General features: G+C 68.1%; 14 protein-coding genes. 3 read left to right on the top strand and 11 right to left on the bottom strand.

What is annotated here, in order from left to right; all coding sequences use genetic code 11:
* Nucleotides 1–51: 51 nt before the first annotated feature.
* The 10 genes from urtA to U743_RS13575 all read right to left on the bottom strand — a co-directional run bounded on the left by urtA (nt 52) and on the right by U743_RS13575 (nt 11,350).
* The gene (gene urtA / locus U743_RS13620) at nt 52–1,341 is read right to left on the bottom strand and encodes an urea ABC transporter substrate-binding protein (protein ID WP_043769006.1); all 1,290 of its coding nucleotides are present in this window, start codon (nt 1,339–1,341) and stop codon (nt 52–54) included.
* Between the two features lie 422 nt (nt 1,342–1,763).
* Nucleotides 1,764–2,681, bottom strand: a complete 918-nt coding sequence (locus U743_RS13615; protein ID WP_043769004.1) for a response regulator transcription factor — start codon at nt 2,679–2,681, stop codon at nt 1,764–1,766.
* Nucleotides 2,674–6,036: a hybrid sensor histidine kinase/response regulator gene (locus tag U743_RS13610; protein WP_043769002.1), complete on the bottom strand. Its 3,363-nt coding sequence runs from the start codon at nt 6,034–6,036 to the stop codon at nt 2,674–2,676. Before U743_RS13610 ends, U743_RS13615 begins: the two co-directional genes overlap by 8 nt.
* A 162-nt stretch (nt 6,037–6,198) precedes the next feature.
* Nucleotides 6,199–6,849, bottom strand: a complete 651-nt coding sequence (gene ureG, locus U743_RS13605; protein ID WP_043769001.1) for an urease accessory protein UreG — start codon at nt 6,847–6,849, stop codon at nt 6,199–6,201.
* Complete coding sequence (locus tag U743_RS13600) at nt 6,846–7,523, bottom strand: urease accessory protein UreF (protein ID WP_043768999.1); 678 nt, start codon at nt 7,521–7,523, stop codon at nt 6,846–6,848. The genes ureG and U743_RS13600 overlap by 4 nt, the downstream gene beginning before the upstream one ends.
* The gene (locus U743_RS13595; protein ID WP_043768997.1) at nt 7,516–7,995 is read right to left on the bottom strand and encodes an urease accessory protein UreE; all 480 of its coding nucleotides are present in this window, start codon (nt 7,993–7,995) and stop codon (nt 7,516–7,518) included. Before U743_RS13595 ends, U743_RS13600 begins: the two co-directional genes overlap by 8 nt.
* A 2-nt stretch (nt 7,996–7,997) precedes the next feature.
* Complete coding sequence (locus U743_RS13590; RefSeq protein ID WP_043768995.1) at nt 7,998–9,707, bottom strand: urease subunit alpha; 1,710 nt, start codon at nt 9,705–9,707, stop codon at nt 7,998–8,000.
* Nucleotide 9,708: 1 nt separating this feature from the next.
* Nucleotides 9,709–10,032, bottom strand: coding sequence for an urease subunit beta (locus tag U743_RS13585; protein ID WP_043768993.1), 324 nt, complete (start codon nt 10,030–10,032; stop codon nt 9,709–9,711).
* 5 nt (nt 10,033–10,037) lie between these two features.
* A complete protein-coding gene (locus U743_RS13580; protein WP_043768991.1) occupies nt 10,038–10,340 on the bottom strand; it encodes an urease subunit gamma in 303 nt (100 codons plus the stop codon).
* A gap of 134 nt (nt 10,341–10,474) precedes the next feature.
* Nucleotides 10,475–11,350: an urease accessory protein UreD gene (locus U743_RS13575; RefSeq protein WP_052368180.1), complete on the bottom strand. Its 876-nt coding sequence runs from the start codon at nt 11,348–11,350 to the stop codon at nt 10,475–10,477.
* A gap of 275 nt (nt 11,351–11,625) precedes the next feature.
* On the opposite strand from U743_RS13575, the gene U743_RS13570 reads away from it, so the two are divergent.
* Nucleotides 11,626–11,904, top strand: a complete 279-nt coding sequence (locus U743_RS13570) for a hypothetical protein (RefSeq protein ID WP_043768989.1) — start codon at nt 11,626–11,628, stop codon at nt 11,902–11,904.
* Here the strand turns inward: U743_RS13570 and rnt are convergent.
* Nucleotides 11,901–12,536 carry a ribonuclease T gene (gene rnt / locus U743_RS13565; protein WP_043768987.1) on the bottom strand — a complete coding sequence of 212 codons (636 nt, stop codon included), beginning with the start codon at nt 12,534–12,536 and terminating at the stop codon, nt 11,901–11,903. The two genes, U743_RS13570 and rnt, sit on opposite strands and share 4 nt — an antisense overlap.
* Before the next feature lie 83 nt (nt 12,537–12,619).
* Between rnt and U743_RS13560 the strand changes: the two genes are divergently transcribed.
* Nucleotides 12,620–13,828: an argininosuccinate synthase gene (locus U743_RS13560; RefSeq protein WP_043768985.1), complete on the top strand. Its 1,209-nt coding sequence runs from the start codon at nt 12,620–12,622 to the stop codon at nt 13,826–13,828.
* A gap of 439 nt (nt 13,829–14,267) precedes the next feature.
* On the top strand, nt 14,268–16,499 hold the full coding sequence (locus U743_RS18255) for a sensor domain-containing diguanylate cyclase (RefSeq protein WP_052368178.1): 2,232 nt from the start codon (nt 14,268–14,270) through the stop codon (nt 16,497–16,499).
* The last annotated feature ends 105 nt before the right edge of the window (nt 16,500–16,604 follow it).

Genomic DNA, 16,604 nt, shown 5'->3' with positions numbered 1-16,604 from the left:
GAAAACCCGGAGCCGGTATCGCGCCGGCTCCGGGCTCGCTTCAGGCCGGCATCAGTACTCGGTGCCCGAGCACTCGCCGGTCTCGGTGTCGTAGTTGCCGCACTTGAGCTCGACCCAGTCGGCCTTGATCTTCGCGCTCTCCGGGAGATAGTCGGACCAGGCGTCGCCGGGGACTTCTTCCTCGGTTTCCCACACCACCGCGTACTGGCCGTCGTCCTCGATCTCGCCGATGTAGACGGGCTTGGTGATGTGGTGGTTTGGCAGCAGCTCGGCCGTGCCACCGGTGAGATTGGGCACGCTCTGGCCGGGCAGGGCTTCGAGCACGGCGTCGACCTCGGTGGTCTCAGCCGCCTCGACCGCCTTCGCCCACAGGTTGAAGCCGATGTAGTGCGCTTCCATCGGGTCGTTGGTTACCCGCTTCGGGTCGCCGGTGAATGCGCGCCAGTTCTCGATGAAGGCTTCATTGGCGTCGGTGTCGACGCTCTGGAAGTAGTTCCAGGCCGAGAGATGGCCGATCAGCGGGCCGGTGTCGATGCCGGACAGCTCCTCTTCACCGACCGAGAAGGCGACCACGGGGATGTCCTCGGCAGCGATCTGCTGGTTGCCCAGTTCCTTGTAGAAGGGCACGTTGGCATCGCCGTTGATGGTGGACACCACCGCCGTCATCTTGCCGGTGGAGCCGAAGGCCTTGATCTCGGAGACGATGCTCTGCCAGTCGGAGTGACCGAAGGGCGTGTAGTTGATCATGATGTCGGCGTCGGCCACGCCCTTGTCCTTGAGGTATTGCTCGAGGATCTTGTTGGTCGTGCGCGGGTAGACGTAGTCCGTGCCGGCCAGCACCCAGCGCTCGACGCCGACGTCGTTCATCAGGTAGTTCACCGCCGGGATGGCCTGCTGGTTGGGCGCCGCACCGGTGTAGATGACGTTGCGCGAGGACTCCTCGCCCTCGTACTGCACCGGATAGAAGAGCAGCCCGTTGAGCTCCTCGACCACCGGCAGCACCGATTTGCGTGACACCGAAGTCCAGCAGCCGAAGATGACGTCCACCTTCTCCTGCTCCAGCAGCTCGCGCGCCTTCTCGGCGAAGAGCGGCCAGTCGGAGGCCGGGTCGACCACTACCGGCTCCAGTTTCTTGCCGAGCAGGCCGCCCTTGGCGTTCTGCTGCTCGATGAGCATGAGGACGGTGTCCTTCAGCGTGGTCTCGCTGATGGCCATGGTGCCGGACAGCGAATGCAGCACGCCGACCTTGATGGTGTCGTCGTCGGCGTGGGCGCTGCCCATGGTCAGGCCGAGAGCGGTAAGGGCTGCGCCGAGCAGGCGCAGGGGTTTGATGTGGGTCATGAAAGTCTCTCCAAGAAGTGATTGACGGAACGGCGCGGAGCGCGGTTTACATCTGGATCTGCAGGCCGAGTCCGATCTGCGTGAAGTCCGGGCCTGCCGGCTCGTCGAAGCCGGTATCGATTTAGAACAGCGCGACACGCGCGTCGAAGGCCTCGATGACGTAGCCAAGATTCAGTTCGGGCGTGGTCTGGTCTGGTCGACCTCCCCTTGCGATGATTCCCATATTGATTTCCCCCTGAAAGCATTCATCCAGCGACCGGAAACTCCGGCCGCGCCTTCTCCTCCGTCGCGCGGGGTGGACGACCTCTTGCGGGCCGCTCAGCCGGTGGCCGGCAGGCGGTATCCACCCTCGACAACGAGACTAGGCGGCGGGGTGGTAGCGAGGTATGGGGTATTTGACGTAGCGCGTTGGCGCTGCCGGCTCAGGAAAGCGCCCGCACGGCGCGCGCGGCGGCCGAGGCGCGGTTATCCACGCCCAGCTTCTCGAAGATCTGCTCCAGGTGCTTGTTCACCGTGCGCGGGCTGATGTCGAGGATGGCGCTGATATCGCGGTTGGCCTTGCCGCGGCTGATCCACAGCAGAACATCGGCCTCGCGCCGGGTCAGACCCAGCTGTTCCTGCAGCAGTGCCTCCTCACGGCCCGGGCTGCGGTCGTCGAGGCGGAACAGAAACTCGTCGGGGCCGGTGGCGCTGATGAAGGTCAGCTCCAGGCGCCGCTCGCCGACGTTGAAGAAGAAGGCGCTCTGCATGGCCGGCTCGTCGGTACATATGCGACGCAGCCGATCGCTGACCTCGGGGGGCAGCAGCGACGCTTCGGGGGCCTCGCCGCCGAAGACTTCGGCGAGCAGCTGCTCGGCGCGCGGCGTGCACCAAAGCGGCATTCCTTTTCCGTCGATGGCGAGCAGGAAGCGGCCGGTTGCGTCCAGCGCCATCTGACTGCCGCTGGTCACCCGCGCGTTGGCCAGGTGGACGCGGATGCGTGCGAGCAGTTCCTCGACGACGATGGGCTTGGCGACGTAGTCCACGCCGCCGGCCTGCAGGCCCTCCAGAACATGTTCGGTGTCGCTGAGGCCGGTCATGAAGATCACCGGCACGTGCTGCAGCCCCTTCTCCTGCTTGAGTCGTCGGCAGGTTTGAAAGCCGTCGAGGCCCGGCATCATCGCGTCCATCAGGATCAGGTGGGGCGTCACTTCGTCGACCAGCGCCAGGCAGCTCTCGCCGTCGGTGGCGATCAGTACCGTCACGCCGGCACCCTCCAGCGTGTCGGTAAGAAAACGCAAGGTGTCCGGGGCGTCGTCCACCACCAGCACGATGTCGCGACGGCGCGCCCGCTCAGTCACGGCGTTTCGCCTCCGCCACGACCCGGAGGAAACCCTTCAGGTCGTAGTTGCCGATGAGGCCGCGCAGCCGGGCGGCCAGCCGGACGCTGCCCGGCTCGGCCTCTTCCATCTCGCGCAGCTTGGTTTCGATGCCGCGTACATAGCCGATGCGGCCGAGTTGCTCCAGCGCGTCGAGATAGGGGCGCGGCGCGCATTCGGTCTCGGGGGCGGGCGCGGCGGTCGGCTGCGGCAGCGCCTGCGCCTCATAGCGCCACTCCAGGCCCAGAAGCTCGGCGATGCGCTCGAGCAGGAAGTCGATATCCACCGGCTTCATGACGAAGCCGTCGTGCACGCTGCCTGATGCACCGCCGTTGCTGCCGTCGTTGGCGTTGGCCGAAACCATCAGGATGCGTGGCGGCGCCGGCTGCGCACGCAGCGCGCGGGCGACCTCCCAGCCGTTCATGCCGGGCATGGCGATGTCGAGCACGACGAGATCGGGTGGTTGCGCGGTGGCCAGCCGAAGCCCGCTGGCACCGTCGGCTGCCTCCTCGACAAGGAAATCGAGCGGTACCAGCATCTCGCGCAGCAGATCGCGGTGGGCAACGTTGTCGTCGACCAGCAGGATGCGTCGGCGCGGACCGGCGTAGCCGACGACGCGCCGGTGGGCGATGCGCTCCGGATTGGCTTCGGTGGCTGCTGGCAGCAACAGGCGCACGCTGAAGCTGCTGCCCTCCCCCGGCCGGCTCTTGACCCGGATCTCGCCGCCCATGATCTGCACCAGCACCTTGGTGATGGCCAGGCCCAGCCCGGCGCCGGGCAACCCGCCCGAAGCCGGCATGCTGCCGCGCTCGAAGGGCTCGAAGATGGTGTCGAGATCCGACTCGCGGATGCCGACGCCGGAGTCGCGAATGCGGAACTCGGCGATCTGGCTGCTCGGGTAGTGCAGGCGCAGGCCGACCTCACCGGACTCGGTGTACTTGATGGCGTTGGAGAGCAGATTGATGAGGATCTGCCGCAGCCGCTTCTGGTCGGTATGCACGTACTCGGGGAGTGTCTCGGGACGCTCGTAGTGAAAGACGAGGCCCTTGTCCTCGGCCTGCACGCGGAACATCGCGACGATCTGATCCAGCAGCTCGATCAGCGGCACCGTGTCGCGGCTCAGGCGCAGCAGGCCGCTCTCGATGCGCGAGATATCGAGCAGCCCCTCGACGAGGTTCGACAGATGCTCGGCGCTGCGCCGGATCACCTTCACGGCGTTGCCGCCGCCGACCGCCGCGTCGCGCTCCAGCAGCTGGGCATAGCCGAAGATGGCGTTCAGCGGCGAGCGAATCTCGTGGCTGATTCCGACGACATATCGGCTCTTGGCTTCGTTGGCGGCTTCGGCGGCTTCCTTGGCTTTCTGCAGCGCGGCATCGGTGCGCTCGTGAGCAGCGATCTCCTCCATGAGCATGCCAGTCTGCCGCTCGGTCTCGGTCTCTGCGGCGCGGCGGCTCTCGTGGGCGAGCACCATCAGCCAGGCGGCGATGCCGAAGGGCACGAGCAGGCTGAAGAAGACGATCCACAGCGTCGTGCCGATGGTCTGCTGCGCCGCCGGCACCACGGCCGCGTACTGCATGTAGATCATCGACAGCAGGCAGCCGGTGGCAAAGACGAAGAGCAGCAGAATGCCGAGGAAATGCCCGGTGCTGCTGTGCACCGAGCGCGCGGCGCGCTCCGGCAGCAGCCGCCGCAGCGCGGCCGTGACCTGCTCGTTGAAGCGGCTGTCGGTCTTGCAGAGGTCGTTGCAGCGCGTTTCCAGCGTGCAGCACAGCGAGCAGATCGGCCCGGCGTAGGCCGGGCAGAGCGCCACATCCGGCGTCTCGAAACGGTTCTCGCAGATGACGCAGCGGATCTCGCCGTCCCGGCTGTCCATGGCTTCCGGCTCGCGCGCGATGTAGTAGCGCCCTTTCGTGGCGATGGCGATCAGCGGCGCCGCGACGAAGGCCACGCCCAGGCCGATGAAGGGAGAAAGCGCCCTGGCCAGGGGCCCGAAGACGCCGGTCAGGGCCAGCGTCGAGAACACGATGGACAGCGCCAGCGCGCCCACGCCCACCGGATTGATGTCGTAGAGATGCGCGCGCTTGAACTCGATGCCCCTGGGGCTGTAGCCGAGCGGCTTGTTGATCACCAGATCGGCGGCCAGCGCGCCGATCCAGGCGACCGCCAGATTGGCGTAGAGCACCAGGATATTCTCGATGACGGTCAGCAGCCCGACCAGCATCAGCAGCAGCGCCAGCACTACGTTGAAGACCAGCCACACGACGCGGCCGGGGTGCGCGTGCGTCAGCCGCGAGAAGAAGTTCGACCAGGCGATGGAACCGGCGTAGCCGTTGGTGACATTGATCTTGAGCTGGCAGACCACGACGAAGACGCCGGTGAGCAGCAGCGCCAGGCCCGGGTGACCGAGCATGCGCTCGAAGGCCACCAGGAACATCTCGGTGGGCTCGTGCGCCTGCGCGACCGGCACACCGTGCGACACCGCGAGGTAGGCGAGGAAGGAGCCCGCCATCAGCTTCAGCCCGCCCGGAAGCACCCAGCCGGGGCCGGACAGCAGCAGCGCGCTCCACCAGCGCAGCCTGCCGCTGCGCTCGGGCGCCGGCAGGAAGCGCAGGTAGTCGGCCTGCTCGCCGATCTGCGGCAGCAGCGCCAGCAGGATCGAGGCGGCCGAGGCCAGTCCGAGCAGGTCGACACCGCCATCGCCGCGCTCGCCGGTGAACGCGCTCCAGGCGGCCAGTTCGGGACCGGCGTAGAAGGCGAGATAGAGCAGCGGCGCGATCTGCAGCAGCAGCCAGACCGGCTGCGTGGCGATCTGCATGCGGCTGATGAAGCGGATGCCGTAGATGGCGATGGGGATGACCAGCAGCGCGCTCACCAGATGCCCCAGCCACAGCGGGATGCCGAAGACCACCTGCAGCGCCACCGACATGATGCTGGCCTCCAGCGCCAGCAGCAGGAAGGTGAAGGAGGCGTAGATCAGCGAGGTGATCGTTGAGCCCATGTAGCCGAAGCCGGCGCCGCGCGTGAGCAGGTCGATATCCAGCCCGTAGCGCGCGGCGTAATAGGCGATGGGTAGCCCGATGAAGAACATCAGCGCGCAGACCAGCACGATGGCCAGTGCGGCGTTCGGAAAGCCGAAGACCAGCGTCAGCGTGCCGCCGATGGCCTCGCAGGCGAGAAAGGCGATGGAGCCCAGCGCCGTCTGCGCGATGCGTCCCGCCGACCAGCGCCGCGCCTTCTGCGCGGTGAAGCGCAGCGCGTAGTCCTCCAGCGTCTGGCTGTTGGCCCACTTGTTGTACTGCCGGCGCTCGCGGACGATGCGCTGTCGGGCGACGGTCATGATGCTGCGGCGCCTTGCGTCGGCACCGCACAGCGCGTCGCTTCGCGGCGCCGCGCGACCTCACAGGACGATCCGCGCGCATCCGTGCAATCTGTGGTTCTACGAAGGGTAGTCGGTGTCCTTCTGTGCAATCTGTGGCTCTCCCTTTCCACGCCGACGCCTTTACGTCGAATGCGCCACCGTCAACCCACCGGCGCGGATGATGAAGTCCGCGATCTCCTGCAGGCCCAGATCCTCCTTCAGATTACTGAAAACGAAGGGCCGATCGCCCCGCATGCGCAGCGCGTCGCGCTGCATGACATCCAGCGAGGCGCCGACCAGCGGCGCCAGATCGATCTTGTTGATGACCAGAAGATCCGAGCGCGTGATGCCGGGGCCACCCTTGCGCGGAATCTTGTCGCCGGCCGAGACGTCGATGACGTAGATGGTGATGTCGGCCAGCTCGGGGCTGAAGGTGGCCGCGAGGTTGTCGCCGCCGCTTTCGATGAAGATCAGCTCCAGGCCTTGAAATCGCGTCTGCAGATCGGCGACGGCGGCCATATTGATGCTGGCGTCCTCGCGGATGGCCGTGTGCGGGCAGCCGCCCGTCTCCACACCCATGATGCGCTCGGCCGGCAGCACGCCCGAGCGCGTCAGGAACTCGGCATCCTCGCGGGTGTAGATGTCGTTGGTGATGGCGGCGAGGTTCACGCGCGGAAACAGCAGGCGGCACAGCCGCTCGGTCAGCGCGGTCTTGCCGGAGCCGACAGGGCCACCAATGCCGACGCGCAGCGGCCCGTTGCCGGGGTCATTGGAGGGAAGCGGCAGGTTCATGATCGGAAGAGCCTCGTGTACTGGGTTTCGTGGTGCATGGCGCAAAGCTCCAGGCCGGGTGCAGCGGTGCCGAGCTCGTCGAGCCCGGTGGCGAGCGCGGCCTCGGCGATGGCGCCGATGTCTGCGCTAAGGGTGGCGGTGGCGATCTGGCCGTCGGTCTGGCCGAGCGGCACCAGGCGCACGCCGGCCGAGACGAGATTCGCCGCCAGCGCGTGCAGATAGGCGTTGAGCGCCGCCACCAGCGCCACGCCGTGGGCGGCGCAGGCCAGCGCCATGACCACGGCGTGCGCCACCGGATGGGTGCCCTGGCGCTCGGCAAAGGCTTCGAGCCAGGGATGGGGCCAGGCGCGCCGGGTGATCTGCAGGAAAGCGCGGCCCTGCTGGTGGGACTCCAGCGCGGTCTCGGCGCTGCCGCGGAAGGCCGCTCCCAGCTCGGCGATGGCGTCCAGCTGCGCCGGCTCGCCGGCGGCTTCCCAGGCGTGCGCGAAGAGCACCGCGTCCACCCATCCGCCGCCGCGGCGCATGACGGCGTCGACATAGGCCGTCAGCCCGCCGGCATCGCGCACCGCGCCGGACTCCACGGCCCACTCCAGGCCGTGGCTGTAGCTGAAGGCGCCCGTCGGATAGGCCGGCGAGGTCCAGGCCAGCAGCCGGTGGAGCTGTGCCTCAGGCATGGTCGTGATGATGGTGATGCGGGGCGGGCGTGCCGGCGTAGGCGCCGCGCTCCGGCGTGAAGGGCGCCATTGTCGAAGCCAGTCCGGCGCCAAGCCCGCGCAGCATGGCCGCGATGACCGCGTCGTCGCGGATCAGGATGTGATCGGCGGTGAGCACGGCCGGCAGATGCCGGTTGCCGATGTGCCAGGCCAGCCGCATCAGCGTCGCGGTGTCGGCGGCCGTGACGCGCAGCAGGCTTTCCGCCGCGGCGCGCACGAGGATGCGGCGGCCGTCCTCCAGCAGCAGGCCGTCGCCGTCGCCGATGACGACCGCCCGCGGCAGGTCGAGCAGGAAGGCGGTGCCGCTTTCGGCGCAGTAGCGGAAGCGCCGGCGGTGACGCTGCTCGTAGTCCAGCGTCAGCTGGTCGGCGGCGGTCCCGGCCGGCCATTCGCCGGCGGGCAGAACACGTGTGGCGCGGATGTCGGTGGCCATGCTCAGAACAGGAAGTAGCGCTGCGCCATGGGCAGCACCTCGGCCGGCTCGCAGATCAGCAGCTCGCCGTCGGCGCGCACTTCGTAGGTTTCGGGGTCCACGGCGATGTCGGGCATGGCGTCGTTGAGCCGCATGTCCTTCTTGCCGATGGAGCGGGTGTTTGCCACCGCCGCCAACGGGCGGCTCAGGCCGAGCTGCTCGCCGATGCCGTTCGCAACCGCTGCGGCGCTGACGAAATGCAGCGCGGACAGCGTGTTGGCGCGGCCGTGCGCGCCGAACATGGGCTGCTGGTGCACAGGCTGCGGCGTGGCGATGCTGGCGTTCGGGTCGCCCATCTGCGCGACCGCGATGCTGCCGCCCTTGATGACCAGTTCCGGCTTGACGCCGAAGAAGGCCGGCGACCACAGCACCAGATCCGCCAGTTTGCCGACTTCCACCGAGCCGACGTGCTCCGAAAGGCCGTGAGCGATGGCGGGATTGATGGTGTACTTGGCGATGTAGCGGCGTGCGCGCAGGTTGTCCGCCTCGCCGTCGTCTCCCGGAAGGCTGCCGCGCTGGCGCTTCATCTTGTCGGCGGTCTGCCAGCAGCGGATGATCGTCTCGCCGACGCGCCCCATGGCCTGGCTGTCGGAAGCCATCATCGAGAAGGCCCCGAGGTCATGCAGGATGTCCTCGGCGGCGATGGTCTCCTTGCGGATGCGGCTCTCGGCGAAGGCGACGTCCTCGGGAATGCGCGGGTCGAGGTGGTGGCAGACCATCAGCATGTCGAGATGCTCGTCCACCGTGTTGACGGTGTAGGGGCGCGTCGGGTTGGTGCTCGACGGCAGCACATTGGGCAGACCGCAGACGCGGATGATGTCGGGGGCGTGGCCGCCACCGGCGCCCTCGGTATGGAAGGCGTGGATGGTCCGGCCCTTGAAGGCGGCGATGGTGCTCTCGACGAAGCCGGCCTCGTTGAGCGTGTCCGAATGCAGGATGGCCTGGACGTCCATGGCATCCGCCACGCCCAGGCAGCAGTCGATGGCTGCCGGTGTCGAGCCCCAGTCTTCGTGCAGCTTCAGGCCGCAGGCGCCGGCGCGCACCTGCTCGGCCAGCGCCTCCGGCCGGCTGCTGTTGCCCTTGCCGAAGAAGCCGAGATTCATCGGCCAGGCCTCCGCGGCCTGCAGCATGCGGCTGATGTGCCAAGCCCCCGGCGTGCAGGTGGTGGCCAGCGTGCCGTGCGCCGGGCCCGTGCCGCCACCGAGCATGGTGGTCACACCCGCGCACAGCGCGTGCTCGATCTGCTGCGGACAGATGAAGTGGATGTGCGGGTCCACCGCGCCGGCGGTGAGGATCATGCCCTCGCCGGCGATGATCTCGGTGCCGGGTCCGATGACGATGTCGACGCTGGGCTGGGTGTCCGGGTTGCCGGCCTTGCCGATGGTCTTGATGCGGCCGTCGCGGATGCCGACGTCGGCCTTGATCACGCCCCAGTGGTCCAGGATCAGCGCATTGGTGATGACGGTGTCGGCGCTGCCCTCGGCGCGCGTCACCTGGCTCTGGCCCATGCCGTCGCGGATGACCTTGCCGCCCCCGAATTTGACCTCCTCGCCGTAGATCGTGCGGTCCTCCTCGACGCGGATGAAGAGGCCGGTATCGGCCAGCCGCACGCGGTCGCCGACGGTGGGGCCGTACATGTCCGCGTAGCTGCGGCGATCGATCGCGAAGGCCATGTCAGCGCGCCTCCGGCGCGTCCAGCGCGCCCATGACCGCGCCCCGGAAGCCAGTGACACGGCGCGCGCCCGCGTAGGCCACCAGCCCGACCTCGCGCGTCTGCCCGGGCTCGAAGCGCACTGCCGATCCGGCCGGGATGTCGAGGCGCATGCCTTGCGCCGCGGTGCGGTCGAAGTCCAGCGCCGGATTCGCCTCGGCGAAGTGGTAGTGACTGCCGACCTGGATCGGCCGGTCGCCGCTGTTGGCCACCGCCAGCGTGGCTGTGGGCCGCTCGGCGTTGAGCTTGATATCGCCGTCCTGCGTCAGGATCTCGCCGGGGATCATGTCGGTCACCGAATGGGGTTGTGGACGGTCACCAGCTTGGTACCGTCCGGGAACGTGGCCTCGACCTGGATGTCGTGGATCATTTCGGGCACGCCCTCCATGACCTGGTCACGGCCGATGATCTCGGCGCCGCGCTGCATCAGATCGGCCACGCTGCGGCCGTCGCGCGCACCCTCGACGACACTGTCCGTGATCAGCGCAACAGCCTCGGGATGGTTGAGCTTGCAGCCCCGCTCCAGTCGACGGCGCGCCACCATCGCGGCCATGGCCACCAGGAGCTTGTCCTTTTCGCGCGGTGTGAGATTCATGCGCGGCAACTCCGGCCCCGAAGTAGCACCAAAGCCCCACTCCCGCTCGCGGGAGAGGGCGGAGCCGGCGGCGGGGAAAGGGCGGGTGATTGTGGCGAGTTGGTCATTAAGGCGGGTTGCGGGTGGTAAGGAGTTCAGCAGTGCCAGACGCGGGGAAGGACGGGCGCCAGCCCGGCCGCGGCATGACGCAGGGCCGCGGCCGTGCTCACGATGCAGCGGCGCATGGCGGCCGGATCGGCGGCGAGCAGGCGGATGATCAGCACCTCGCCGAGGCAGGTCGCGGCGGCTTCCGGCGACGCCTCGTCGAGCAGGGCGCGCATCGGCGCCAGCAGCTCGGCGGCGTCGTCGCCGACATAGACCAGCGTCGCCATCGCCCGGGCCTCGCCCAGGCCGAATGCCGGTCGCTCCACCGCCAGATCGGTGTCGGTCAGACGCTGCGCGTCGGCCCAGATCAGGCGGCCCTCGCGGCGGATGCGCCAGTGGTCGAAGAGCAGGCCGTGGCGCATGCGCTCGCCCATGGCGCCGCGGCCGAAGACCGCACTCTCGACCGCCAGCAGCCGACCACCGGCGGCGAGATCGGCGTCGAAGCTACGGCGAAGTCGCGCGCCCTCGAAGAGAATCGTCTCCTGCGCGAGCCATTCGGCCCAGGCGTCGGCGCCCACCTTGAGTGCGACGCGGACCTCGGTGGCGGACTCGTCCGGCGCGGCGCGGTAGATTTTCTCCGCCGCCTGGGTGCTCAGCGTGGCGTGGGCGCCGGGGTCGACATCGAGCGCGATGTCGAGGCGGTCGCCGCCGGTCAGGCCGCCGGTGGTCGTGAGCAGCACGGCCTGCGGCGGCTCGTCGGGGGCACCGTGCGGGAAGAGCACCCGGCAGGGCGCGTGCTGGTAGCAGTGGCGCAGTCGGCTGATGCCCGCGCTGTCGCGCCCGAAGCCCAGACGCAGCCGGCCGTCCGCGCGCTGCGGCGGAGGCACGGTCCTGGTGGCGACTTCGATGGGCAGGGCGTTGTCCATGGCGGCGTTCGGGAGCTTCAGGCCCGCGCGGGGCGGGTGCTTCCGCCGGAACCAAGATCCGTGCCATGGCATCCGGCGATTACCGACCCAGTCTGCCGCCGGGGCGTCTTCGACGCCCTACGTCAAATACCCCATATCGCAGCCGTGACGGTGCGGGCAGGCTGGTCCGCGCGCGTCCAGACGCCGGGCTCGCGAGCCCGCCCAACCTCGGCGCATCGCCGGTGCTTTCCCGCTGCGCAGCGGGAAAAGCGCGAATCAGACAGGGGAGTCCTGCAATGAGTTTTAGTGGCTTGGTGGCCCGGATGATGGCCTGCAGCGCGATGCTCGCCGTGTCCGTCGCGTCGGCTCACGTCGTGCCGGAACAGGCTTTACGGCACGGGGTGGAGGGCGGGCGGATGGCCGTGCTCGTCGATACCGTGCTGCATGTGATCAGCGAGCACGCCGTGCTGTTGATCGTGACAACGGCGCTCGTCACGGTCGGCGCCAGCGTTGCCTGGGCGCTTCGCCGGCTCCGCGTCCGGAGGGAGGCGCTTGCCGAAACGCGGTGCGTCTAGTTCCCCATCGTGGTTTCGGCGAATGCGGAGCTGAAGCGGTTGACGATCTGGCAGAAGAGTTCGGCGGTGCGCTCGGCGTCGTAGAGCGCTGAATGCGCTTCTTCGGCGTCGTAATCGAGGCCGGCGGCCTCCAGCGCGCGTGCCAGCACGGTCTGTCCCAGCGCGGCACCCGCCAGGGTTACCGTGTCGAAGACCGAGAAGGGGTGGAAGGGGCTGCGCTTGTAGCCGGTGCGTGCGATGGCGGCGTTGATGAAGCCCAGATCGAAATGCGCGTTGTGCCCGACCAGGATGGCGCGTCGGCAGCCCAGCTCCGACACGGCGCGCCGGATCGGTCGGAAGATGCGGTCCAGGGCCTCACGCTCGGGAACGGCCATGCGCAGCGGATTGTCGACGCGGATGCCGTTGACGGCCAGCGCGGCGGCTTCGATATTGGCGCCTGCAAAGGGCTGCACGTGCACCGAGAGCGATTCGCGCTGGACGACGCGGCCGTCCGGCTCGACGGAAAGAATGACCGCGCCGATCTCCAGCAGGGCGTCCTTGCCGGAATCGAAGCCGCCCGTCTCGACATCGATCACGACGGGCAGGAAGCCGCGGAAGCGCTGGGCGATGACGCGGTTGTCGGGAGAAGGCATGGTGCTGCGGCCGGCGGTTGTCGGGCCGAGACTCTAGCACCGCCTCTATAATGCGGGGTTCCACCCCGTCCCCGAACAATTCCATGAGCGGCGTCCGCAAGGTAGTGCTGGCCTATTCCGGCGGCCTCGATACATCTGTCATTCTCAAGTGGCTGGCCGATACCTACGGCTGCGAGGTCGTTACCTTCACGGCCGATCTCGGCCAGAAGGAGGATCTCTCGCACGTGCGCGGCAAGGCCGAGGCGCTGGGCGTGCGCGAGATCTACGTCGACGATCTGCGCGAGGAATTCGTGCGCGACTACGTCTTCCCGATGTTCCGCGCCAACGCCGTCTACGAGGGCGAGTATCTGCTCGGCACCTCCATCGCGCGCCCGCTGATCGCCAAGCGTCTGGCCGATATCGCCCGCGAGACCGGCGCCGACGCCATCGCCCACGGCGCCACCGGCAAGGGCAACGATCAGGTGCGCTTCGAGCTGGGCGTGGCCGCGCTGGCGCCGGATCTGCGGATCATCGCGCCGTGGCGCGAATGGGATCTGAATTCGCGCGAACGCCTGCTGGCCTATGCCGCCGAGCACAATATCGTCGTCGAGAAGAAGGCCGGCGGTGGCTCTCCCTATTCGATGGATGCCAATGCGCTGCATATCTCCTACGAGGGCGAGGGTCTGGAGGATCCGGACTTCACGCCCGAGGCTGAGATGTGGCGCTGGACCGTATCGCCGGAGGAAGCGCCGGATGCGCCCGAGATCATCACCCTTGATTTCGAGAGCGGCGATCCGGTGGCGTTGAACGGCCAGACCATGGGGCCGCACGAGCTGCTGGACCATCTCAACGAGCTGGGCGGGCGCCACGGCATCGGCCGCCTCGACCTCGTCGAGAATCGCTACGTCGGCATCAAGTCGCGCGGCTGCTACGAGACCCCCGGCGGCACCATCCTGCTCAAGGCGCACCGTGCCATCGAGTCGCTGACGCTGGACCGCGACGCCGCGCATCTGAAGGACGAGCTGATGCCGCGCTACGCCGAGCTGATCTACAACGGCTACTGGTGGAGCCCGGAGCGGCGCATGCTGCAGGCTGCCATCGACGACTCGCAGCGCCACGTCGGCGGGCGCGTGCGGCTGAAGCTCTACAAGGGCAATGTCATCGTTGAAGGCCGTAGCTCCAGCGCCTCGCTCTTCGACGCCAAGCTATCCACCTTCGAGGATGACGAGGGAGCCTACGACCAGAAAGATGCAGAGGGCTTCATCCGCCTCAACGCGCTGCGCCTTCGGGCCAACGCGAAGCGGGAAGGCTAGGTTGTAGGGGCAGCGACTCGCGACGGCGTAGTCTCGCCGGTCGCATCCCCGCGGCGCGGGGCCCCTGCTCATCGGCTCGCTGCTCCAGGATCCCCGCGCTGCGGCGCGGCCCCTTCCACGCCGCTCGTGCCGCTACTCTCTGAACGGTGCGGAGGGATTCGTCCGACTGCGTCCTTGTATCTGCGAGCGGATGCGAGGCGGGAGGATTGAGCGGTGGGCTTCCGATTGTCCGCCTTCTGGTCGGATGAGTGCGCGTTGGTCGGCTGATGACGGACGTCTGTGCTGCTGGAACACCGCCGGAATACGATGCCTGTCACATTGGTTGCGGTTGTAGGCCGGCCTGTGACGGGACCCCTTTTGACCCGGCTGACCGCGGCACGGTGCTGAGGGCTGCAATGAAGATGACGAAACGCATCGTCCCCACGGGGATACGCGCACCATGATTGGACGCAGGGAGCAGGCGGAGCCCCTTGCGGGCGGTGCGGTCGAGGACCTGGGCCTCGATCCGCCGCCCGGCTTTGCTCTGAATCTCGGCGCGGCAGTGCGCAATGTGACGCTCATGGCAGTGCTGGCGCTGACCACGGCTGCCATCATCTACTCCCTCTTCGGCAGCGTCATGCTGATGACGGCGATGTCGATGTCGGTTGCCTACGCCGTCGTGGTGGGGGGCGCGCGTGTAGGCTTGGTCTGCGCGCTGGCGGTGTTCGGCATGCTGATTGTGATGCCGCGCGACCCGGCCTGGCTGGCCGGTCTGGGAGGCGGCGATGGTCAGGCGCTGATCATCGAAGTACTGGCCTGCGTTGTGGTCGTGCTGTTGGCGATCGCGGTCGAGCTTCGCCGGCAGGTGGGGATCGGTCTTCGTGCGTCGCTTGACCGTCAGCGCCGGCAGGCCGAACTCGTGCAGGCCGTGCTCGACGGTCTGGGGCCGCAGATGTTCGTGTCGCTGCTGCGGCCGGACGGGACGATTCTGGAAGTCAACCGATCGGTGGTCGAAGTCTTCGGCAAGGCCCGCGAGAGGCTGCTGGGGCAGCGCATCGAGGCGCCCGGCTGGCTGGATGGCGAAGACATGCGCGAGCGCGTCGCCGTGGCCACGCGCGCCGCGGCCGCTGGCGAGACGCGTCGTCTCGATCTGCGCGTGTGCACGGCCAAAGGCACGATGTGGGTGGACTGCAGCATCGGTCCCCTCTTCGATCAAGCCGGCCGGCTGCGTTATCTGGTGACCTCGGCGCTGGACATCACTCAGCGCCGGCAGGCCGAGCGCGCACAGCAAGCCACCTTCGACGCGGTGCCTACGGCGCTGCTGCTGGTCGGTCGCGACGGGCGTATCGCCAAGCTCAACAAGCAGGCGTCGCAACTGCTCGGCTATTCCGTCGAGACGCTTACCGGCGCATCGCTGGAGCGCCTGCTGCCGGAAAGCGCGCGCGACCATCATCAGGGCTTGCTCGAGGGCTATTTCGAGCAGCCGTCGAGCCGTATCATGGGGGGTGGCCGCGACCTGGTTGCGGTGCGCGCCGACCGCAGCACGGTGCCGGTGGAGATCGGCCTCAATCCGCTGCCCTTGGAGCACGGTGAGTACGTCATTGCCGCCATCGCCGATATCAGCGACCGTCGGGCAGCCCAGCGCACGCTCGAAGAGGCGGCGAGCCGGCTCGAAGCGGAGGTCGCCGAGCGTACGGAGCAGCTGCAGGTATCGAACGTGCGCTGGCGCCAGCGCAGCGCTCGGCTGCAGGCGCTTGGTCGCATGCTCGATCACCTTCCGGGCTGTCGCGACGAATCGCAGTTGGCGGAAGTGGTGGCGACCTATCTGCCCGAGATCTACGCCGATTCCAGTGGCCTCGTCTGCATCGAAGCTGAGGGGAAGCATGGAACGCACGCGCAGTGGGGAACGGCGATTCCTGCTCTGCAGGATCGTGCCCCCGATGGGCTGCCGTCCCGCAGCGCCGAGCCGCGGCGTTGGCGAATGGGCGGCGGGATGTCCGCGCCGATGGTGTTCTATGCCCCCATCAGCTCCGGTGAAGGGCATCTCGGCTGGCTGGAATGCCGCATGCCGATGACCGCGGAGGACGAAGCCGGCGGCGAGGGGGAGGAAGCCGAGTTCCTGCTCGGCCGCGTCAGTCATAACCTGGGCATGGCCATCACCAATATGCGGCTTCGCCGCACGCTGGAAGCGCAGGCCACCTCCGACGCGCTGACCCAGCTCTTCAATCGCCGCTATCTCGATACCGTGGGTGTACGCATGGTGGCCGAGGCGCAGCGGCACGCGCGCCCGCTCGCCGTGCTCACAGCCGACGTCGACTGTTTCAAGGACATCAACGACACCCACGGCCATGAAGCGGGTGATCGCGTGCTCTGCGAGCTCGCCGAGATCATGCGCGCGCAACTGCGTGCTTCCGACCTGCCCTGTCGCTACGGCGGCGAAGAGTTCGTCATCCTGTTGCCCGATACCGATCAAGACGCAGCGCTCGAATGCGCCGAGCGCATCCGCGCCGCGGTTGCTGAAGCGCGACTGGAGCCGTCGCAGGAGCCCATCACGGTCTCGCTGGGGGTGGCTATCCAGCCGAACGACGGCGAAGTACTGCGCGAATTGATCGCAGCCGCCGACGAGGCGATGTACCGCGCCAAGCGCGAGGGCCGCAATCGTGTGGAGCGTGCGAGTAGCCTTGGTGCTTAGCGTGTCGCGGAAGGAAGCGCCTTCTTGGTTGGTGATGATCGCAGCGGGCGGAAGCCTGGGGCGGATAGGTTGACCACTCTCCGCGCGGCCTCGCGCACTTCCTGT

Origin of the sequence: Algiphilus aromaticivorans DG1253, from assembly GCF_000733765.1 — a bacterium.
Taxonomy (GTDB): domain Bacteria; phylum Pseudomonadota; class Gammaproteobacteria; order Nevskiales; family Nevskiaceae; genus Algiphilus; species Algiphilus aromaticivorans.
The sequence above is the reverse complement of the archived record's forward strand: the minus strand, read 5'-3'. Positions and strand labels throughout refer to the sequence as shown.

Excerpts from the sequence above, each read along its gene's own strand:
- U743_RS13590 (WP_043768995.1), bottom strand. The coding sequence starts at position 9,707 with ATGGCCTTCGCGATCGATCGCCGCAGCTACGCGGACATGTACGGCCCC.
- urtA (WP_043769006.1), bottom strand. The coding sequence starts at position 1,341 with ATGACCCACATCAAACCCCTGCGCCTGCTCGGCGCAGCCCTTACCGCT.
- rnt (WP_043768987.1), bottom strand. The coding sequence starts at position 12,536 with ATGCCTTCTCCCGACAACCGCGTCATCGCCCAGCGCTTCCGCGGCTTC.
- U743_RS13580 (WP_043768991.1), bottom strand. The coding sequence starts at position 10,340 with ATGAATCTCACACCGCGCGAAAAGGACAAGCTCCTGGTGGCCATGGCC.
- U743_RS13595 (WP_043768997.1), bottom strand. The coding sequence starts at position 7,995 with ATGGCCACCGACATCCGCGCCACACGTGTTCTGCCCGCCGGCGAATGG.
- U743_RS13570 (WP_043768989.1), top strand. The coding sequence starts at position 11,626 with ATGAGTTTTAGTGGCTTGGTGGCCCGGATGATGGCCTGCAGCGCGATG.
- U743_RS18255 (WP_052368178.1), top strand. The coding sequence starts at position 14,268 with ATGATTGGACGCAGGGAGCAGGCGGAGCCCCTTGCGGGCGGTGCGGTC.
- U743_RS13600 (WP_043768999.1), bottom strand. The coding sequence starts at position 7,523 with ATGCCTGAGGCACAGCTCCACCGGCTGCTGGCCTGGACCTCGCCGGCC.
- U743_RS13610 (WP_043769002.1), bottom strand. The coding sequence starts at position 6,036 with ATGACCGTCGCCCGACAGCGCATCGTCCGCGAGCGCCGGCAGTACAAC.
- U743_RS13575 (WP_052368180.1), bottom strand. The coding sequence starts at position 11,350 with ATGGACAACGCCCTGCCCATCGAAGTCGCCACCAGGACCGTGCCTCCG.
- U743_RS13560 (WP_043768985.1), top strand. The coding sequence starts at position 12,620 with ATGAGCGGCGTCCGCAAGGTAGTGCTGGCCTATTCCGGCGGCCTCGAT.
- U743_RS13585 (WP_043768993.1), bottom strand. The coding sequence starts at position 10,032 with ATGATCCCCGGCGAGATCCTGACGCAGGACGGCGATATCAAGCTCAAC.
- ureG (WP_043769001.1), bottom strand. The coding sequence starts at position 6,849 with ATGAACCTGCCGCTTCCCTCCAATGACCCCGGCAACGGGCCGCTGCGC.